We start from the raw sequence: 18323 nt of genomic DNA, 5'->3' as shown, positions 1-18323 counted from the left end.
ACTTTTTGCACAACCTCTGCAAAGGTTAGGTGACAACGATGAGCGTGAACATATCCATCAAGGACCTTGTAAAAAAATACGGCGATACCACCGTCATTCCCGAGTTGTCCCTGGAGATCAAGAAGGGGGAATTTTTCACCCTTCTCGGTCCTTCGGGATGCGGCAAAACAACCCTGCTGCGCATGATCGCCGGCTTCAACAGCATCGAGGGCGGGACCATTAACTTTAACGAGCGCGTCATTAATCAAGTCGAGCCGGGCAAGCGGAATATCGGGATGGTATTCCAGAGCTATGCGATTTTTCCCCATTTAACCGTTAAAGGGAATATCGCTTTCGGGCTTGAGAACCGGAAGCTGTCCAAAGCTGAAATCAATTCGAAGGTAGAGGAAATTTTGAAGGTTGTTCAAATCGAGCAATACAAGGACCGCATGCCGAAAAACCTGTCCGGCGGCCAGCAGCAGCGGGTTGCGCTTGCCAGAGCGATCGTCATCCGGCCGGATGTTCTGCTGATGGATGAGCCGCTCTCCAATCTTGATGCCAAGCTTCGAGTCGATATGCGCAACGCGATCAAGGATATTCAAAGAGAAGTAGGGATTACAACCGTCTACGTAACGCATGATCAGGAGGAAGCGATGGCGGTATCCGATCGGATCGCCGTCATGAAGTCTGGGGTGATTCAGCATCTCGGGACGCCGCAAGAAATATATCAACGCCCTGCGAATGTATTCGTGGCCACCTTTATCGGCCGCACCAACATTATCGAGGGGAGATTAACGCAGGAGGCGGGAAGCTATAACCTGAGGATCGGTTCAGGCTACTCGGAACGGCTCTCCAACATTCAAGTTCCTGCATCCGAGACGCAAGCGGATTTCCAAGTCCAAATCTCGGTTCGGCCTGAGGAGTTCATCATGACCGAGGACCACTCGGGGCTGAAGGCAACCATCGTGCACAGCGTATTTTTAGGCCAGAACACCCATTATTTCGTCGATTTGGAATCCGGCCAGCGGATTGAAATTACGCAGGAATCGAAATCGTCACACTTGCTGGAGCCCGGCCAAACCATTCATCTCAAAGTCAAAACGGATAAAATCAATGTTTACGATGAGGCAGGCGAATTGAATTATACAAGGGGCGGTCAGCTATGAAGGGGACGCGCAGAAGATTCGATATCTGGACCAACATCTCGTTCCTGATCTTTGTGTTCTATATTCTTTTCCTGGCGCTTCCTTTATTCACCATGCTGTTCAAAAGCGTATATAACGGGACGACCGGCGATTTTTCCTTCGCCTATTTCATGAAGTTTTTCAGCAAGCCCTATTATATGAACGCCCTGTTCAACAGTATCAAGGTTACCGTCTGCGTGACCCTCCTTGCCGCCATCATCGCAACGCCGCTGGCCTACATGATGGCAACGGTCAAGATTAAAGGAGGGGCGGCCATTCGCGTGATGATTCTGATCTCGTCGATGTCGGCCCCGTTCATTGGAGCATACTCCTGGATACTGCTGCTTGGCAGAAACGGCGTCATTACCAAATTCGTAAGCAACACATTCGGAATCACGATGCCCGATATTTATGGTTTCACGGGGATTTTGGTGGTCTTGACCCTGCAGATGGTGCCCCTCATCTTTATGTATGTATCGGGAGCGCTTAAAAATGTGGACCAGTCCCTGATGGAAGCCGCTGAGAGTTTAGGTTATAAGGGTCTTGGCAAGATGCGCAAGGTACTGCTCCCGCTCATTACGCCAACCTTGCTCGCAGGCGGCCTGCTCGTATTCATGCGCGCACTCGCGGATTTCGGTACGCCCATGTTGATCGGTGAAGGGTTCAAAACGGTTCCTGTTCTGATCTTTAACGAATTCATCAGCGAAGTCGGCGGCGACGACGGCTTTGCCGCAGCGATCAGCGTCATTGTCGTTCTGTTTGCGACAGCGGTCTTCCTGCTTCAAAAGTTCATTTCCAATCGGAAATCATTCACGATGAGCGCGCTGCATCCCATCGAAGCCAAGAAGAAAAAAGGAATCGGCAGCATAACGGCGCATGCCGTGATCTATCTGTACACCGCGCTTGCGCTTTTGCCGCAGCTCTACGTCATCTATACGTCGTTCCTGAAATCGAACGGCCGCGTCTTTGTGGACGGATTCTCGCTCCAAAGCTACCGGAATGCATTCGATAATATCGGGGGCGTCATTACGAACACGTTCATGCTGGCCATCGTATCGCTTGCCGTCATCATTTTGCTGGCCATTCTCATCGCTTACGTAACGGTTCGCAGAAAGAATGCTTTAACGAATACGCTTGATATCTTCACGATGTTCCCTTATATCGTACCCGGCTCCATTCTGGGGATCGCCTTATTGATTACGTTTAACAATAAACCGCTCGCGCTGAGCGGGACGGCGTTCATCATGATCATCTCGTTCGTCATTCGGCGGCTGCCTTATACGATTCGATCGAGTGCCGCCATTCTGCATCAGATCAATGACGGCATTGAAGAAGCGGCAATCAGCCTGGGCGCTTCCCAGATGAAGACGTTTTTCAAGATTACCCTTCCGATGATGCTTGCAGGGGTCGTCTCCGGCGCGATATTGAGCTGGATTACCATCATTACGGAATTGAGCACCTCCATCATCTTGTATACAGGCAAGACGAAGACGGTCACGGTTGCCATTTATACCGAGGTCATCCGCGGAAATTACGGGGTTGCCGCAGCCCTGTCCACGATCCTTACCGTGATCACGGTCGTGTCGCTGCTTGTCTTTCTTAGACTTTCCGGACAAAAGGAAGTATCGCTTTAATTCCATACGAAAACGTAGCATCCAAGCCGGTACCTGCAGCCATGAGGACCGGCTTGGATTTATTTGGATAGGCTCTCGCCCGCAGATCAAGTTCAGCCTTGCGTAAGAGTAAGATATAATGAAAGAGAGGGCGTAATTGTAGGGGGCAGCATGGAACATAAAAAAGCATCGCAACTTCAAGGAATCAACCCGTCACTTATTCCGGCTCTACACGGTTATTCCGTTTGCCATTTTAATCGTATTATTTTTTATTTTCACCATCATTAACGGAAGAATGAATTTAACTCAAAAAAACGACGGAGGCCGCACAATCCATAAGCCAGTCTTTGGCCGAGGTATATCAACAATACTATAAGGAAGTCAACCGGATGGCCGCATCTCCGGCCGTTATGAACTACGTGGCAACGCATTTGGGCAGCGATAAAGTGTACTCCGAATTTTATGATTTCAACAACCATCAGAAGGTCAAAAGCATCTTCCATATCGTCGATACGAACGGCGTCTTCCTGGCCAGCTCCGCACCGGCGGATGGACTATATTCCAACTTTGCCTTCGGGAACCTCATAAACCGGATGGATCAGCGCCCGAATGGCACGCTTACCGAAATGAACAGCTTCCGTTACTCGCATGACCGGGAAACCAGCTACACGTTCGGCAAAGCGCTTGTCAGGAACAATCGGACGGTAGGCTATTTGGTCTATCAGCTGTACGAATCCGATATTCAGAAAATCATTTTTGAGCAAAATAACGAAATTGCCGTAGTCACCGATGAACACAACACGATCATTGCCACGACCAGCAACATGACCAAAGGCGTCCTGAACAAGTTCAGCCCGAAGCTCGATCATCGGGGAAACGTCCTACTGAATCAGGGCAAATACTATAAGGTTGTCAAACGGATACCCGAGGCGCCCATTCAGGTGATCACGCTTAATTCTTACAAATCCGAACGATACAACTACTATACGGTGTCCGTTTTTGTGACTGCAGCCGGCATATTGCTGTGGGTTATGCTTCACTTCCTGGCCGACAAAATGTCAACCCGCAACTCCGAATCCATCGATAAGCTGATTCATGCTTTAGCACAGCTTCGGAAGGGAAATTTCAGCGGGTATGTCAACATACGGACGGACGACGAATTCGAAATTCTGGGCAATGAATACAACGTGATGCTTGACCGGTTGAAGGATTTGATGGATAAAAATAAAGAGCTGTCGGAACTCGGCGCCATTGCCGAGGTGAAGCATCTGCAATCGCAGTTCCATCCGCATTTCATATTCAATGTGCTGGAAACCTTGCGTTACGCGATTAAGATGGACGCCAATCAGGCGCAGGAGATCGTCATGATTCTTTCGCGTCTGCTAAGGTACAGCATTGGCCATGATCGCAGCGTGCTGCTGAAAGACGACATGAATTATGTTAGGGATTATTTAAAACTTCAACAGATTCGTTTCAACGAACGGTTGGAGTATCGAATTTCGGCAGCGGATGAAACGCTGGAGGTATATGTCCCCAAGCTCCTGCTTCAACCAATTATTGAAAACGCTATCAAATATGGTTATCAGAACCAAAGCAGCGTGCTTATTGAAATCGGAATTTACGCTACTGCAGGGAAACTCATATTGGAAGTCCTCGACAACGGTCAAGGCATGGATGAAGAGACGCTGCGGAAGGTACGTGGAATTCTGAAAAGCCGGAACAACACCTCGCAGCATATCGGGCTTTATAACGTGCATCGTCGTTTAGTTCTTTTATACGGTGAGGAATCCGGCATCCATATCGACAGCGTCGAAGGAAAAGGCACCCGCGTAACGTTAACGATTCCTTACGAAAGGAGTGGACATGATGTTTAAGGTTCTTCTTGTCGAAGATGAGGACATGATTCGCAGAGGCATACGCTTCAGCGTGGATTGGCTCCAATATGATTGCGTCGTGATCGAGGAAGCGGTTAACGGAAAAGACGGTTACGAGAAAATCTGCGAGCTTAAGCCGGATATTGTCATTTCCGACATCACCATGCCCATGATGGACGGTATTGCGATGATTAGGGAAGGGTTGCGGAAGCATACCTTCAGCAGCATTATCATCTCCGGTTATAATGAATTTCATCTTGCCAAGCAAGCCCTCCAGCTGGGCGTAACGGAGTTTCTGGTGAAACCGCTGGAGGATGAGCAGTTGATCGAAGCACTGAACTCCGCCAAAGCCAAAGTGGACATGTTGCGAAAATACGAAGTCATCTCCAGCTTTCCACAAGAAAAAGAAGAGGTCATCAGCAGTAAGTTTCTGGAGAAAGAAACGAAGACATCGAAATACGTGTCCCGAATGATCGCCTATGTGCAGGAGCACTATGCCAAGAAGATCAGCATTCATGACCTTGTAGAACAGCTTGGCTTGAGCGCCTACTACCTCAATCAGAAATTCAAAGCGGAAACCAGCTATACGTTCAACGAGTTCCTTAATCGCTATCGCATTCAAAAGGCGATGGATATGCTGAAAACAGGGGACCATAAAGTGTATACGATCGCGCAGGATATCGGATTCAGCGACTATAAGTATTTTATCAGCATCTTCAAAAAGTACGCCCACGTCACGCCAAGCCAGTATCAGGAGTTTTACGGGGACAAGCAGGTTAAACAAAATAATCCGTAATGATTTGTTTTCACGGTCATTGTCCAATTACCGGAATCATAAATAAATATGGAGAGCGGAGGGCATGACGAAAGTAAACAGATGTATATAAAAGTAAGGAATTATCTCTTTTGCATAAGAGGACCGTTCTCTTAACATGGACATTGAATAGGCCTATTCAATGTTTTTTTTTCTTCCCCAAAATTAGAATGAATTGGAGTAAAGGAGGGGTCCAACCTAATTAATTGCCAAATAAGAAAAACGTCTATCGATGTACTTACTCAGAAGACAGACCGCGTTTAGCTGAAGTTTTTCTTGCGAGATAAGGATGGCTAACCTCTGATGTTTATCCTTTCTTATCTCTTAAAAAAGGGCTCTGACCGCCTTTAGTATGGAGGGAATATGAAGAAGATAAAATTGAAAGCGTTTTTATGGATGCTGTGTCTATGGCTTGCCGTAACGACGGTTTTGGGCGCCGCCTTGCCGGCAACGGCGTTGGCCCAGTCCGGTGTGACGGAAGCCGCATCAGAGAAGACGGACGCGCCGGCTAAGGTTGATCCGGAAGCCGGAGCGCTCCCAAGCGTTACGGAAGCCGTCTATGACCAAGACGGCAAGCGTCTCGCGGATCAAGCCGCCGCGTTCAGCGGGACCAACCTGGCTCTGAACAAGCCGGCTTTTTCTTCGGGAAACGAGGTGGATTACTTGACGCCGAATCTGGCCGTGGACGGGAAGGGAAATACAAGATGGTCTTCCGATAAGCATGATGATCAATGGTTTTACGTGGATCTGGGAGAGCCTACGGACATTGATCGCGTGGTGATCCGCTGGCAGACGCCGGCCGATACATACAAAATACTCGTATCGGATGACGGAGAGAATTGGACGAACGTGAAGGAAGACGACGGCATCATTCAATGCAAGGGAGGAACGGAGACCATCGACTTCGCTCCCCTGAAAACCAGGTACGTCAAGTTCCAGGGCATGAAGCGGGCACCCGTCGAAGGCACCCTGTACGGCTACTCCTTCTACGAATTCGAAGTTTATCAATTGAATGACCTGCAATCCATCGTAGACCGCGTTGCGGCGACGCTGACGGTCCAGGCCGGCCAGACGGAGTTGGATTGGTCTGCGGCCGAGGTTCCGGATGGGTACAGCGTCCGCTTGTATGGCAGCGACCGGCTGCCCGTCATCGACCGGGAAGGCCGTATCCGCACCCCGCTGGTCGATGCCAAAGTAAATCTGATCGTCGAGGTCGAGGATGAGAGCGATCCGAACCGGAAGCTGCTGTCTGATAATATCACGGTTACGGTTCCGGGTCAGCATCAGCAGACGCCGGACCGCAATGCCGAGCCGGAGGTCATCCCTTCCTTAAGAGAATGGTACGGCGGATCGGGCGACTATACGTTGACGGCGGATTCGCGGATTGTCGTCCGTCCGGAAGACGAAGGGGTCCTGCGCAAGGCGGCGGAACTGACGCGCGAGGATCTGATCGATCTGACGGGTTTGGAGCTTGAGATCGTTTACGGACAGCCGAAGGCGGGAGATTTATATTTGGCGATCGATCCTTCGCTCGCCTGGCTTGGCAAGGAGGGCAACGTGTTTAAGGTCGACGATTACGTATCGATTGCTTCCGTATCGCCGACCGGAGCTTTCTTCGGCACGAGAACCGCGCTCCAGATCATCAAGCAGCATCCCGACCGTACGATTCCGCGCGGGGAGGCCAGAGATTATCCGAAGTATGAGAAACGGGGACTTATGATCGACGTAGGGCGAAAATTTTATACGATCGATTTTATGAGAAGTTATGTGAAGCTGCTGTCATGGTACAAAATGAACATGTTCCAGGTTCATTTGAACGATGATGTCGGCACGCCGTTCGCGGACGGAACGACGGCCGCCTTCCGGCTGGAGAGCACGACCTATCCGGGATTGGCGAGCCCGAATGGGCATTATACGAAGCAGGAATTTAAGGAACTGCAGCTTTTGGGCATGGATTACGGGGTTAACGTGATTCCGGAAATCGATACGCCGGGTCATTCCCGCGCCTTCACGTCCTATGACCCTTCATTGGGCAACGAACATGCGCTGGATATTTCCAAACCGGAAACCGTCGAATTCGTTAAAAATCTGTTCAACGAATATTTGGACGGCAGCGATCCGACTTTTGTCGGTCCTGACGTGCATATCGGCACCGACGAGTACTGGGGACCGGACGTGGAGCGGTTCCGCTGGTATATGGATACCCTCGTGAAACATATCAACGACAAAGGCAAGCATCCGCATATGTGGGGCGGAATGACGCAGTACAACGGAACGACCCCGGTAAGCAACGAAGCCACGATGGATATATGGTACGAACCGTACGGTCCCCCGCAGCAGGCGGTAGATCTCGGTTACGACATCCTTAACGTTCAGAACGTATTTATGTATATCGTACCTACCTTGTATGGCGATTATTTGAATTCCCAGTTCCTTTACAACGAATGGGAGCCGAATAAATGGGAAATCTCGACCCTGCCGCTGGGGCATCCGCGCATAAAAGGAGGCATGTTCGCATTATGGAACGACGTATCCGATGCCAACGGCTTGTCCATGGACGACTCGCATGACCGGTTGCTGCCCGGCATTCAGGTCGTGTCGGAGAAGATGTGGACCGGAACGAGAGACGACCGATCCTTTGAACGGTTTGAACAACGTACCAAGGCCATCGGCGATGCTCCGAACGCGAATTTGTCCCATAAACTCACGGTAAAGAATGACGAGAATCAGGTGATCCGGTACTTGTTCGAAAAAGGGCTTCAGGATGACTCCGGCAACGACTTTGACGGCAAAGGCGTCCATGTCAACATGACGGAGGGGAAATACGGGAAGGGAGTCCGGTTCAAGGGCGGCTCCAGCTATATCGAGACGCCGGTTGACGCGGTCGGGTTCGGCTGGACGCTCTCCATGTGGGTGAAGCCCGACCCCGATAACCCGGACGATGCCGTTTTAATGGAGTCCCCGGTCGGCAAGATCAAGCTCAAGCAGGGCAAGACCGGCAAGCTGGGATTCTCCAAGGAGCACTACGACAGCACGTTCGATTACGTTGTACCTGAAGGAGAATGGACGCATATTTTGCTGAAGGGAGACAATAAAGGCGTTACGCTGTTCGTCAATATCGACGAGCATGTAGAGCGGCTGGAGGAGCGGTATCCGAAAATGCACACCCTGGTTTTGCCTGCGCTTCGGATCGGCAGCGATTCGAATGCGTTCAAGGGCGTGCTGGATAACGTCATGATCTACAACAAGCCGATCGATCTGCTGAGCGGCGAAAATTTGGCGCTCCATAAAACGGCTGAATCTTCGGAACTGGAATTTCCGTATTACTCGCCGGACATGGCGGTGGATGGAGTCGTATCCATCAATTCGCGATGGTCCAGCGCTTATGTCGACGATGCCTGGTTTACCGTTGATCTTGGCGAATCGAAAGAGATCAACAAGGTCATTATCAAATGGCAGGCAGGAGCCGAGAAATACCAGCTGCTCGTATCCGAAGACAAGCAGAACTGGACGAACGTGTCCGGGGATGAGGGAGTCGTCACATCCAAAGGCAAGCTGGACATTATTACATTCGCTCCGACGAATGCGCGTTATGTCAAGTTCCAGGGCGTGAAGCGCGCAACCGTCTTCGGCAACTCCTTCTATGAGTTCGAGGTGTATGCCCCGGATCAGGTGCAGGAGTACAAACGGCTGATCGGCTTGATGGATGAACTGCTGCCGAAAGCGCACGGGCCTCTGCACAAAATGCTGCTTGAGGTGCTGAACCGATATCCATATGACGTGACGCGCGAGCTGCGTCCAATGCAGGAGCTGCTGAAGCAGCTTCAGTAAATCGAGTTCAATGGACTAAACGATAACATGCAATGAATGCGCCCCGCGAGGTTTTCTCGCGGGGTTCTTCTTGCCGCTGCAAGGGTTCACCGTCCCTGACCGGTACTCCAAACGGTCTATCGGAACAACGAACGATTCCCTGCTTGGAAAATAAGCCTGTTTAACCCTATGAAAATATCAAATATGATATAATGGCAAAGTCATAGCATGGTAAAACATTTTGTTTTTTGAATACAAATAGGAGGAAATTTGAAACGTGAACCCTACCATACAACCATCCCTCATGCTCGTTGACGGCATGGCCCTTTTGTTCCGCGCTTACTATGCGACGGCTTCCAGCGGTTATATCCGCCGGACGAAATCCGGCCTTCCGACCAATGCGGTATACGGATTTCTCCGTTATTTGTGGGATGCCATAGATACGTTTAAACCGACGCACGTAGCCTGCTGCTGGGACATGGCTTCCAAGACGTTCCGCAGCGACCAATTTGCGGCTTATAAGGGCAACCGGCCGGAGGCCCCGGACGATCTCGTGCCCCAGTTCTCCCTGATCCGGGAAGTGACGGAATGCCTGGGCATTCCAAACCTTGGCGTGGAAGGATATGAAGCCGACGACTGCATCGGAACCCTGTCCCGCCGCTTCGGCGAGGACATGAACGTGATGATCCTGTCCGGGGACCATGACCTGCTTCAGCTCGTGAGCGACCGCACATCGGTTATCATTATGAAAAAGGGCCATGGCAACTATATGGTTTATACGCCGGAATCCCTTTATCAGGAAAAAGGTTTGCTTCCGCGCCAGGTCATCGACGTCAAGGGACTCATGGGCGATACGAGCGACAATTATCCCGGAGTCCGCGGAATCGGCGAGAAGACGGCCATGAAGCTGGTCCAGGAGTTTGAGTCGATCGAAGGCATTCTTGAGAACATGGATGCGTTGACCAAAAGCGTTAGAAACAAGATCGAGGCGGATCTGGAAATGTTGCATTTATCCCGGAGACTGGCTGAAATTCATTGCGAGGTTCCGCTGGAATGCGAGCTTGACCTGTGCCTGCTGGAGATTGATCATGAGCGTGCCGCCGCCAAGCTGGATGAGCTCGAAATGAAGAGCCTAAGCCATATGATGGGAGCTGCAATGGTACCGTGAGCGGTTTTTTTTAAACCGAAAATGAAAAAGGGAGTATTGTCCGCACTTTTTTATTTTCATGATCGCTTACGCAACAGCCTGTTCGGGCAGCGGCGGGAAGGCGGCCGACCCGTCCGGCGCGACCATGGAAATCACGGTATCCGCCGCAGCCAGCTTGAAGGGGAGCCTTGAGGAGATCGCGAAGCTGTTCAACGAAGAGTACCCCGATATCAAAATCGCGTACAATTTCGGCGGCTCCGGTTCCCTTCAGCAGCAGATCGAGCAGGGAGCCCCTGTCGATCTGTTTATTTCCGCTGCCATGGAGCCGATGCTCGCCCTGCGGGATAAAGGCTTGGTTGACCCCGGACATAACCGCCCGCTGCTGCTGAACCGGCTGGTCCTGATCACGCCCAAAAACCGGCAAACGGTCACGGCCATGAAGGATTTGAGCCGAATGCACGTAAAGGCGGTTGCGGTGGGCCAGCCCGAAACCGTTCCGGCCGGCGCGTATGCCAAGGAAGCTCTTCGGCATGAGGAATTGTGGGACATGATTGAACCGAAAGCCGTTTATGGAAAGGATGTTTCCCAGGTATTGTCTTACGTTTCGTCCGGAAACGCCGATGCGGGATTCGTTTACGCAAGCGACGCGTCAAAATCGAAGGATGTCCGGATTGCGGAAGAGATACCTCCGTCATTCCATACGCCTATCCATTATCCGGCGGCGGTGATCAGAACCGCGAAGCATCCGGAGGAGGCCGGCCGCTTTCTCGAATTTTTGCGTTCGAAAGAGGCCGGGGCCATTTTCAAAAGGCATGGATTTTTTCTTCCGGAGGAAGCTTTGTGATCGAGAGCCATTTGTTTTGGATGCCGGTGCGGCTTTCCGTAAATAGATCACTGCCATCCAGCGTGATTGCCTTTATACTGGGAACTGCACCCGCCAGGTGGATGCACAGGGCCAACCCATACGAACCCCGACACCGCTGACGGCGATATATATTGCCGAAGGGAACGAAAGAGAGTGATCTCGCCCGGGCCTGGACCGGCATGATTGTTTGTTATCCTGGCTGCTTCTTGACGCGGCGGGAAACGGCGGGAGCCATTGCCGTCAGGACCGGAAAGATTAACATATATAAACCATACTTGCACACCTAGGAGAGGATGAACTACATGAAACTTGGAGCGATTGAAGCAGGCGGCACCAAATTTGTATGCGGGATCGGTACGGAGGACGGTACGGTTATCGAGCGTATCAGCTTTCCGACAACGACGCCGGAGGAAACGATGGCGCAGGTGTTCGATTTTTTTGCGGACAAAGGAGTGGAAGCGATCGGGGCCGGTTTCTTCGGACCGATTGACCCCGTAAAGGGAAGCCCGACGTACGGTTCCATTACAACGACGCCGAAGCCCCACTGGAGCAATTTCAATGTCGTTCATGCGTTGAAGGAACGGTTTGACGTGCCCATCGCTTTCGATACGGACGTAAACGGCGCAGCGCTTGGGGAATATACATGGGGCGCAGCCCAGGGACTGGACAGCTGTCTGTACATCACGATCGGTACCGGCGTCGGAGCGGGTGCCGTGGTGGACGGCAAGCTGATTCACGGCCTGTCCCACCCGGAAATGGGACACATTATCGTTCGCCGCCATCCGGAGGACACATACGAAGGTACCTGCCCGTACCACAAGGATTGCCTTGAGGGCTTGGCGGCAGGCCCATCGCTTGGCAGACGCTGGGGCGTGGCCGGTGCGGAGCTGACGCCTGACCATCCGGCATGGGAGATGGAGGCTTATTACCTTGCGCAGGCGCTGATGAACTACGTGCTGATTCTTTCGCCGCAGCGGATCGTCATGGGCGGAGGCGTGATGAAGCAACTGCAGTTGTTCCCGCTGATCCGCACGAAGCTGCAGGAGCTGCTGAACGGCTACGTATCGCATCCGAGCCTCAATCAGGATATCGACCGGTTCATCGTTCCGCCGCAGCTCGGCGACAATGCGGGACTATGCGGTGCCCTGGCTCTCGCAAAGCTTGCGGCCGGCGAAGCGGCTAACTAAGGAACGCGTGCTTGGAGAAGATCCGCTTCATTGAACTTTACAGGGTTGGAAGAGTGCTTCTTATCTGAAGCAGCTTTTGATCCTTAACGGGGGAACCCTTGTGGTCTATGGACCATGGGGCCCCCTTTTTGTTTAGCAAACACTCCGTGAAAGTGGTATAACAGCAGGGTTTGAACAAACGTTGCGATCATGATAAACTTTTTCAGAAGCTTGGAATTGCAGCTGTAAAGGAAGGAAACAAATGGAGAAATCGATGACGATTCAGGAAGTGGCACGATTGGCCGGTGTGTCCGTAGCTACCGTATCCAGGGTTTTGAACGGAAGTCCGCTGGTCAAAGACGATACCCGCGAAAAAAGTGATGAGCGTTATACGTAAATTCGATTACCAGCCGAATTTGCAGGGCCGGGCTTTAAGAAGATCGGAAACGATGAAAGTGCTTGTGCTGACTCCCCGGATAGACTGGCCTTTCTTTGCCGATGTCGTTCAGGGGCTTGAAGACCGCGCTAAGCAGGATGGTTATTACGTGTTGGTATGTCCGACCTCCAATCATAAAAACCGGGAAGAAGAATTGTTTCAAATGTTGCAAAATAAGCTTGCCGATGGAGTCATTACTTTTAGTTCCACGCTTACCGAGGAAAAATTAAGCGCATTGGGGCAAAAGTACAGCATCGTGCAATGCTGCGAGATTAAAGAGGCCTCCTTCACCTGCGCGGTATCCATAGACGATGAAGCCGCCGCTTATGATGCGGTTCGTCATTTCATTGAAGCCGGGCACAGGGATATTGCTTTGATCGGCGGGCCCTCAAACATTAACTCCACCCACCTGAGGCTGCAAGGATACAGGAGGGCGCTGGCGCAATACGATATTCCGGTTCGAAAGGAATGGATAAAGCTGGGGGATGGCAGGTATGATGACGGCGTGGCCCTGACAAACGAATTGCTGCAGCTATCGGAGAGCCCTTCGGCCATATTTTGCCTGAATGACAGTGTTGCCGTAGGCTGCGTCAATGCCATCAAGATAAACGGCCGCACCGTGCCGGATGAGATCGCCGTCATCGGATTCGACAACACTCGCGAAGCCACGATGTCTTTGCCAGCATTGACGACGGTGCACCAGCCTAAATATGATCTGGGGTATACCGCCATGAATTTGCTCATTCACAATATGACGAGCGAAGACAAGAATTATGAAAGAGTAACGCTGCCGCATCGGCTTGTCGAACGGGAATCAACTTCCCGTGGATGAACCAATAGAATAGAACTCTAACGGAACCGGTTTGAAGAGGCGAAAAGCCCATATCTTCATCCGGTTTTTTTTCGTTTGAAGGGAAACCATGTTCGAAAAGATTTGACGGGGGTCAAATAATGGGGTACAATCCAGATACACAAATGTAATCCATTACATTTATAATAAATACCATAAAACAAAGGTTTATTTTGTTTTAATGTAATCAATTACAAAGATTTATGTCATTTGTAAAAGGTGCATTTGTGTACTTCATAAATTAGGGAGGAGATTGAAAATGGGTCTGGAATTTGGTTTGCAGCTTTATTCGGTCAGAGACGAATTGACAAAAGATTTTAAAGGTACTTTGGAAAAGGTGGCTGCCATCGGATACCGAAACGTCGAGCTGTTTTTCCACGACGCTAACAATATCGGAGGCACGGTTGGGCAACTGAAACCGGCTGAGCTGAGACAGGAGTTGGATCGCCATGGCTTGAAAGCGGTATCGGCCCACATTGACCTTGGATTTTTGGAGCAGGACAACGCGCTGCAGATCGTCGACTATGCGAAAGAAGCCGGTTTTGATTCCGTGGCAATTGCAATCGCTTTCTTTGCCGATAAAGAAGAGGTTATGGCGATGTGCGGGAAATTAGACAAAGCGGGGCGTTTTTTCAAGGAGAACGGAATTCAGCTGTATTACCACAACCATTTTGAGGAATTCCAAAAGTTTGACGGTCAATATGTGCTGGATATCATTTTGGAGAATACGGAGGAAGATCTCCTTAAGGTCGAATTTGATACGTATTGGGCTTTGAGAGGCGGCGTGGATCCGATTGCTTATCTGAACAAGCTTGGAAACCGGTGCGATCTAATACATCAAAAGGATCTGCCAGCCGATGTGAAACCTGTGAACTTATTCGAAGTTATCGGCGACGACGCCCGAATCGATATGGAATTGATGATCAAGCTGCATAAGATCGAGTATTTCACGGAAGCAGGAGAAGGGGTCATGGACATCCCGGCTATATTGAAAGCGTTCAGAAGCAAGCCTGGGGCCAGATATCTGTTCATCGAACAGGACTGGACGACGAAAAATCAGCTGGAAAGCGTCGAGATCAGCTACCACTATATTTCCAAACTATTTCAAGCCTAATGGGCCGGACATTGGAGGAGCGAAAATGAGCAAATTAAAAATAGGCATTATCGGCTGCGGCGGAATCGCCAATGCCAAGCATTTGCCGGCCTTGTCCAAATTGTCGGAGCTGGCGGAAATGACGGCGTTTTGCGATATCATCATCGAACGGGCGGAACTTGCTGCCAAGCAGTACGGAGCCGCAGGCGCCAAAACCTATACGGATTATAGGCAACTTATTCAAGACGGACAGCTTGATGTGGTTCATGTACTCACGCCGAACAGCACGCACTCCGTGATTACCGTCGAAGCGCTTGAGGCAGGCAAGCATGTCATGTGCGAGAAGCCGATGGCCATAAATTCACTGGAAGCGAAAAGCATGCTCGATGCCGCCAAAAGAACGGGCAAAAAGCTGACGATCGGTTATCAGAACCGGTTTAGGGAAGATGCGTTGATGCTGAAGGAAGCCTGCGAAGATGGATTCCTGGGCGATATCTATTTGGCTAAAGCACATGCGGTCCGCCGCCGCGCGGTTCCGACATGGGGGGTGTTTATGGACAAGGAGAAGCAAGGGGGAGGGCCCTTGATCGACATCGGAACCCACGCGCTCGACCTGACGCTCTGGTACATGAACAATTACAAAGTGAAGTCCGTATCCGGAACCGCCTTTCAAAAATTGAAGGATCAAAACCAAGCGAACCTGTTCGGCAAGTGGGATCCAAACGAGTTTGAGGTGGAGGACTCCGCCGTCGGATTCATCAAAATGGAGAACGGTGCAACGATATTCCTGGAGTCATCATGGGCCCTTAACACCCTTGACGTTCGGGAAGCCATGACCTCGCTGTTCGGAACGAGGGGCGGAGCGGAAATGCGCCGCAATCCGGCTGACGGAAACCCTGCTTTGCATCTAAATACCGAATTGTATGGCAAGCTCGTTGAAATCAAGCCGGAGATGAACGCCTCCATTCCGTATTACGGTTCGAAAGTCGAGAATGAGGCGGACCGCGAAGCGAGACAATGGCTTGAGGCCATTCTTGGGGATAAAGCGCTGCTTGTAAATCCTGAAGAGGCGTATGTCGTAACCAGGATCCTCGAGGCCATTTATGAATCTTCCAGAACAGGGCAAGAAATCATTTTAAATTAAATGGACGTGCGCTTCCGTCTACTGCTTTTATGCCTAGTAGGCGGAAGTAAACACGTAAAAATGTAAGGGGTTACAATACCGTTCAGGGGGATATCTCATGGAAAATCAAGTTTCATGGAAAGAACGGATCAGTTACGGTCTCGGCGATACGGCCTCCAATCTCGTTTTTCAGATGATTACGCTGTACTTGATGTTCTTCTATACCGACGTGTTCGGATTGAACGTGGCGGCCGTAGGGACCTTATTCCTGGTTGCCCGGATCATCGATGCCTTCGACAGTCCGATCATCGGCATGCTGATCGACCGCACAAATACGAAATGGGGCAAATCCAGGCCGTATTTTCTCTGGCTGGCGTTACCCTTTTCCGTTATTGCCGTGCTAACGTTTATGACGCCCGATCTAGGGGAAACGGGTAAGCTTGTGTACGCCTATATTACCTACATTACGCTTGGCATATTGTATGCGGGCATTAATTTGCCGCTGACCTCTCTACTTACAAGCATGACGAGTAACCCGCAGGAGCGCACGGTCGTCAACTCCGTGCGGATGATCTTCGGCCAATTGGGCGGCTTGATCGTCAGCATCGCCACACTCCCTCTCGTTTCGCTGTTCGGCAGAGGCAATCAGCAGCAGGGTTTTTTGTGGACCATGGTGTTGTTTGCGGCGTTTGCCGTTCTGCTGTTCTATATAACATTTGCCAATACCCGCGAACGGGTACAGGMTRMMKACATGGAGACCAGCAAAAAGGACGTCTTCGCTGCCGGAGACAGCTGTGCGGTTCGTTACAACCCGACCGGTAAAGCCGTTTACATTCCGCTGGCTACCAACGCGGTCCGCATGGGTACCCTCGTGGCCCGCAATCTGGTGCGGAAAACGACGGAGTATATGGGAACGCAGGGAACGTCGGGCCTCAAAATATACGGCCTTAACATTGCTTCGACCGGCTTGACGGAAGGGGCGGCGCAGGATGAGAAATTGAACGTGGATACCGTAACGATCACGGATCATTACCGTCCGGAGTTTATGCCTACCTCGGAATCCGTTACCCTGAAAGTCGTATTCGATAAGGAAAGCCGCGTGATCGTTGGCGCCCAAATCATATCGGAGGCCGATCTGACCCAGTCGATGAACACCCTGTCGGTATGCATACAAAACCGGATGACCATCGATCAGCTGGCTTTCATCGATTTCTTCTTCCAGCCGCATTATAACAAGCCTTGGAATTTCCTGAACACCGCCGGGTTGGAGGCGCTGCCGGAGATTAAGACCGAGCCGGTTTATGTTTAATCCGGATCACGTTAAGTTCATACGATGACGACAGTCCCCCTGCAAAGGGGGGCTTTTTGTTTTGAAATTGGCAGGAATCTGGAAGTTTATGGCGAATTAAATAGTGTCGGCAGAGAGCGTAAACGGAATAGGAGGAATAAGAGACCATGGAAAAGCGTAAATGGTTGCTTTATACAGCCGTCATTTGCGGGCTGCTGCTTACATCGGCCTGCTCCAACGATAAAGGAAAGGATGATGCCGAAGCCCCGCCCGTTGTTTCGGAATCCGGCGGCAACAGCCAGGAAACGGGCACGAAGCCTCAAGACCAAGAGGAAGGGAATGCCGGTGCCGAGGACAAACAGGAAGTTCCGGAAGACGTCAAAAAGGCATCCGATGAGCCGGCGGCGATCGGCGAGGCCTTGAATTATCACGGCATGATCGTAAAAGTGAACGGAATCCGGGATTCGAACGGAGACGATTATTTGAAGCCTAAAGCCGGGAATACCCTGAAGGTACTCGATATTACGGTGGAGAACCGAAGCGATGCCGAACAGGTGGTATCGTCCGCGAACTCTTTCGATTTGACGGATGAAAGCGACAAGAGCTACATGGAGGCCATTACATCCGACATTAAGCAGAGCCTCGACGGCACATTGGCGCCGGGTCAGAAGCTGCAGGGGGAAATTGCTTACGAGGTGGGCAAGGACGTCAAAGGCTTAAAGCTTTCCTATGGAGATCCGCTTAAGGAAGGCCGGGCTTATTGGGCTTTGAACTGAACGGGTCATGAATGGATTTCACAGCGGAGGGATGCCGGAAGCGGCATCCTTTTTGCTGTAACCCGTGTAATTCGCAAAGTCCGGGAAAGGATAAGCCTGTACGGCATTGACCGGAAAATCAGGGTGGACAAAGAGGACGCGACCCCGCTTTACAAGATGATAATCATCGATTAAAATTAAACCGTACGGTCGGTTTTTTTTAAAAGAAGTCCCGGTTACGTTATCAGTTTCGGGATAAACCCATGGAGGATGATCATGACTACGGATAAAGCGCAGAAAAAAACGCGATCTGATCCTCGACAAAG

14 protein-coding genes are annotated in these 18323 nt (G+C 50.9%); all 14 read left to right on the top strand.

Features of this window, described 5'->3' with window-relative positions:
- Positions 1-38: 38 nt before the first annotated feature.
- The 14 genes from XI25_RS17170 (at position 39) to XI25_RS17110 (ending at position 18018) form a co-directional block, all read left to right on the top strand.
- On the top strand, positions 39-1145 hold the full coding sequence (locus XI25_RS17170) for an ABC transporter ATP-binding protein (RefSeq protein WP_046678675.1): 1107 nt from the start codon (positions 39-41) through the stop codon (positions 1143-1145).
- Positions 1142-2797, top strand: coding sequence for an ABC transporter permease (locus tag XI25_RS17165; protein ID WP_046678676.1), 1656 nt, complete (start codon positions 1142-1144; stop codon positions 2795-2797). The genes XI25_RS17170 and XI25_RS17165 overlap by 4 nt, the downstream gene beginning before the upstream one ends.
- A 368-nt stretch (positions 2798-3165) precedes the next feature.
- Positions 3166-4650, top strand: a complete 1485-nt coding sequence (locus XI25_RS17160) for a sensor histidine kinase (RefSeq protein ID WP_235439946.1) — start codon at positions 3166-3168, stop codon at positions 4648-4650.
- Entirely contained in the window at positions 4643-5446 is an 804-nt protein-coding gene (locus XI25_RS17155) for a response regulator transcription factor (protein ID WP_046678678.1), read from the top strand. The genes XI25_RS17160 and XI25_RS17155 overlap by 8 nt, the downstream gene beginning before the upstream one ends.
- Before the next feature lie 381 nt (positions 5447-5827).
- The gene (locus XI25_RS17150) at positions 5828-9295 is read left to right on the top strand and encodes a discoidin domain-containing protein (protein ID WP_046678679.1); all 3468 of its coding nucleotides are present in this window, start codon (positions 5828-5830) and stop codon (positions 9293-9295) included.
- 283 nt (positions 9296-9578) lie between these two features.
- Complete coding sequence (locus XI25_RS17145; protein WP_200901414.1) at positions 9579-10442, top strand: 5'-3' exonuclease; 864 nt, start codon at positions 9579-9581, stop codon at positions 10440-10442.
- Between the two features lie 58 nt (positions 10443-10500).
- Complete coding sequence (gene modA / locus XI25_RS17140; RefSeq protein ID WP_046679535.1) at positions 10501-11265, top strand: molybdate ABC transporter substrate-binding protein; 765 nt, start codon at positions 10501-10503, stop codon at positions 11263-11265.
- Between the two features lie 314 nt (positions 11266-11579).
- Positions 11580-12473 carry an ROK family protein gene (locus XI25_RS17135; protein ID WP_442950379.1) on the top strand — a complete coding sequence of 298 codons (894 nt, stop codon included), beginning with the start codon at positions 11580-11582 and terminating at the stop codon, positions 12471-12473.
- A gap of 241 nt (positions 12474-12714) precedes the next feature.
- On the top strand, positions 12715-12849 hold the full coding sequence (locus XI25_RS34890; protein ID WP_235439945.1) for a LacI family DNA-binding transcriptional regulator: 135 nt from the start codon (positions 12715-12717) through the stop codon (positions 12847-12849).
- Complete coding sequence (locus tag XI25_RS17130; RefSeq protein WP_235439944.1) at positions 12833-13720, top strand: LacI family DNA-binding transcriptional regulator; 888 nt, start codon at positions 12833-12835, stop codon at positions 13718-13720. Before XI25_RS34890 ends, XI25_RS17130 begins: the two co-directional genes overlap by 17 nt.
- 277 nt (positions 13721-13997) lie before the next feature.
- Entirely contained in the window at positions 13998-14852 is an 855-nt protein-coding gene (locus tag XI25_RS17125; RefSeq protein WP_046678682.1) for a sugar phosphate isomerase/epimerase family protein, read from the top strand.
- 25 nt (positions 14853-14877) lie between these two features.
- Positions 14878-15975, top strand: coding sequence for a Gfo/Idh/MocA family protein (locus XI25_RS17120; protein WP_046678683.1), 1098 nt, complete (start codon positions 14878-14880; stop codon positions 15973-15975).
- A gap of 97 nt (positions 15976-16072) precedes the next feature.
- Positions 16073-17263 (top strand): glycoside-pentoside-hexuronide (GPH):cation symporter, encoded by a 1191-nt coding sequence (locus tag XI25_RS32275; RefSeq protein WP_046679534.1) that lies wholly within the window; start codon positions 16073-16075, stop codon positions 17261-17263.
- A 146-nt stretch (positions 17264-17409) separates the two neighbouring features.
- Entirely contained in the window at positions 17410-18018 is a 609-nt protein-coding gene (locus XI25_RS17110; protein WP_046677683.1) for a DUF4352 domain-containing protein, read from the top strand.
- Positions 18019-18323: the final 305 nt, after the last annotated feature.

The organism is Paenibacillus sp. DMB20 (assembly GCF_000987955.1).
GTDB lineage: Bacteria > Bacillota > Bacilli > Paenibacillales > Paenibacillaceae > Paenibacillus_AQ.
This window is presented reverse-complemented; position numbering and strand designations above follow the sequence as displayed.

Coding starts and splice junctions, on each gene's coding strand:
- XI25_RS17135 (WP_442950379.1), top strand. CDS start 11,580: ATGAACTACATGAAACTTGGAGCGATTGAAGCAGGCGGCACCAAATTT.
- XI25_RS17160 (WP_235439946.1), top strand. CDS start 3,166: ATGGCCGCATCTCCGGCCGTTATGAACTACGTGGCAACGCATTTGGGC.
- XI25_RS17165 (WP_046678676.1), top strand. CDS start 1,142: ATGAAGGGGACGCGCAGAAGATTCGATATCTGGACCAACATCTCGTTC.
- XI25_RS17145 (WP_200901414.1), top strand. CDS start 9,579: ATGCTCGTTGACGGCATGGCCCTTTTGTTCCGCGCTTACTATGCGACG.
- XI25_RS17125 (WP_046678682.1), top strand. CDS start 13,998: ATGGGTCTGGAATTTGGTTTGCAGCTTTATTCGGTCAGAGACGAATTG.
- XI25_RS17120 (WP_046678683.1), top strand. CDS start 14,878: ATGAGCAAATTAAAAATAGGCATTATCGGCTGCGGCGGAATCGCCAAT.
- XI25_RS17155 (WP_046678678.1), top strand. CDS start 4,643: ATGTTTAAGGTTCTTCTTGTCGAAGATGAGGACATGATTCGCAGAGGC.
- XI25_RS17150 (WP_046678679.1), top strand. CDS start 5,828: ATGAAGAAGATAAAATTGAAAGCGTTTTTATGGATGCTGTGTCTATGG.
- modA (WP_046679535.1), top strand. CDS start 10,501: ATGATCGCTTACGCAACAGCCTGTTCGGGCAGCGGCGGGAAGGCGGCC.
- XI25_RS17110 (WP_046677683.1), top strand. CDS start 17,410: ATGGAAAAGCGTAAATGGTTGCTTTATACAGCCGTCATTTGCGGGCTG.
- XI25_RS17130 (WP_235439944.1), top strand. CDS start 12,833: ATGAGCGTTATACGTAAATTCGATTACCAGCCGAATTTGCAGGGCCGG.
- XI25_RS34890 (WP_235439945.1), top strand. CDS start 12,715: ATGGAGAAATCGATGACGATTCAGGAAGTGGCACGATTGGCCGGTGTG.
- XI25_RS17170 (WP_046678675.1), top strand. CDS start 39: ATGAGCGTGAACATATCCATCAAGGACCTTGTAAAAAAATACGGCGAT.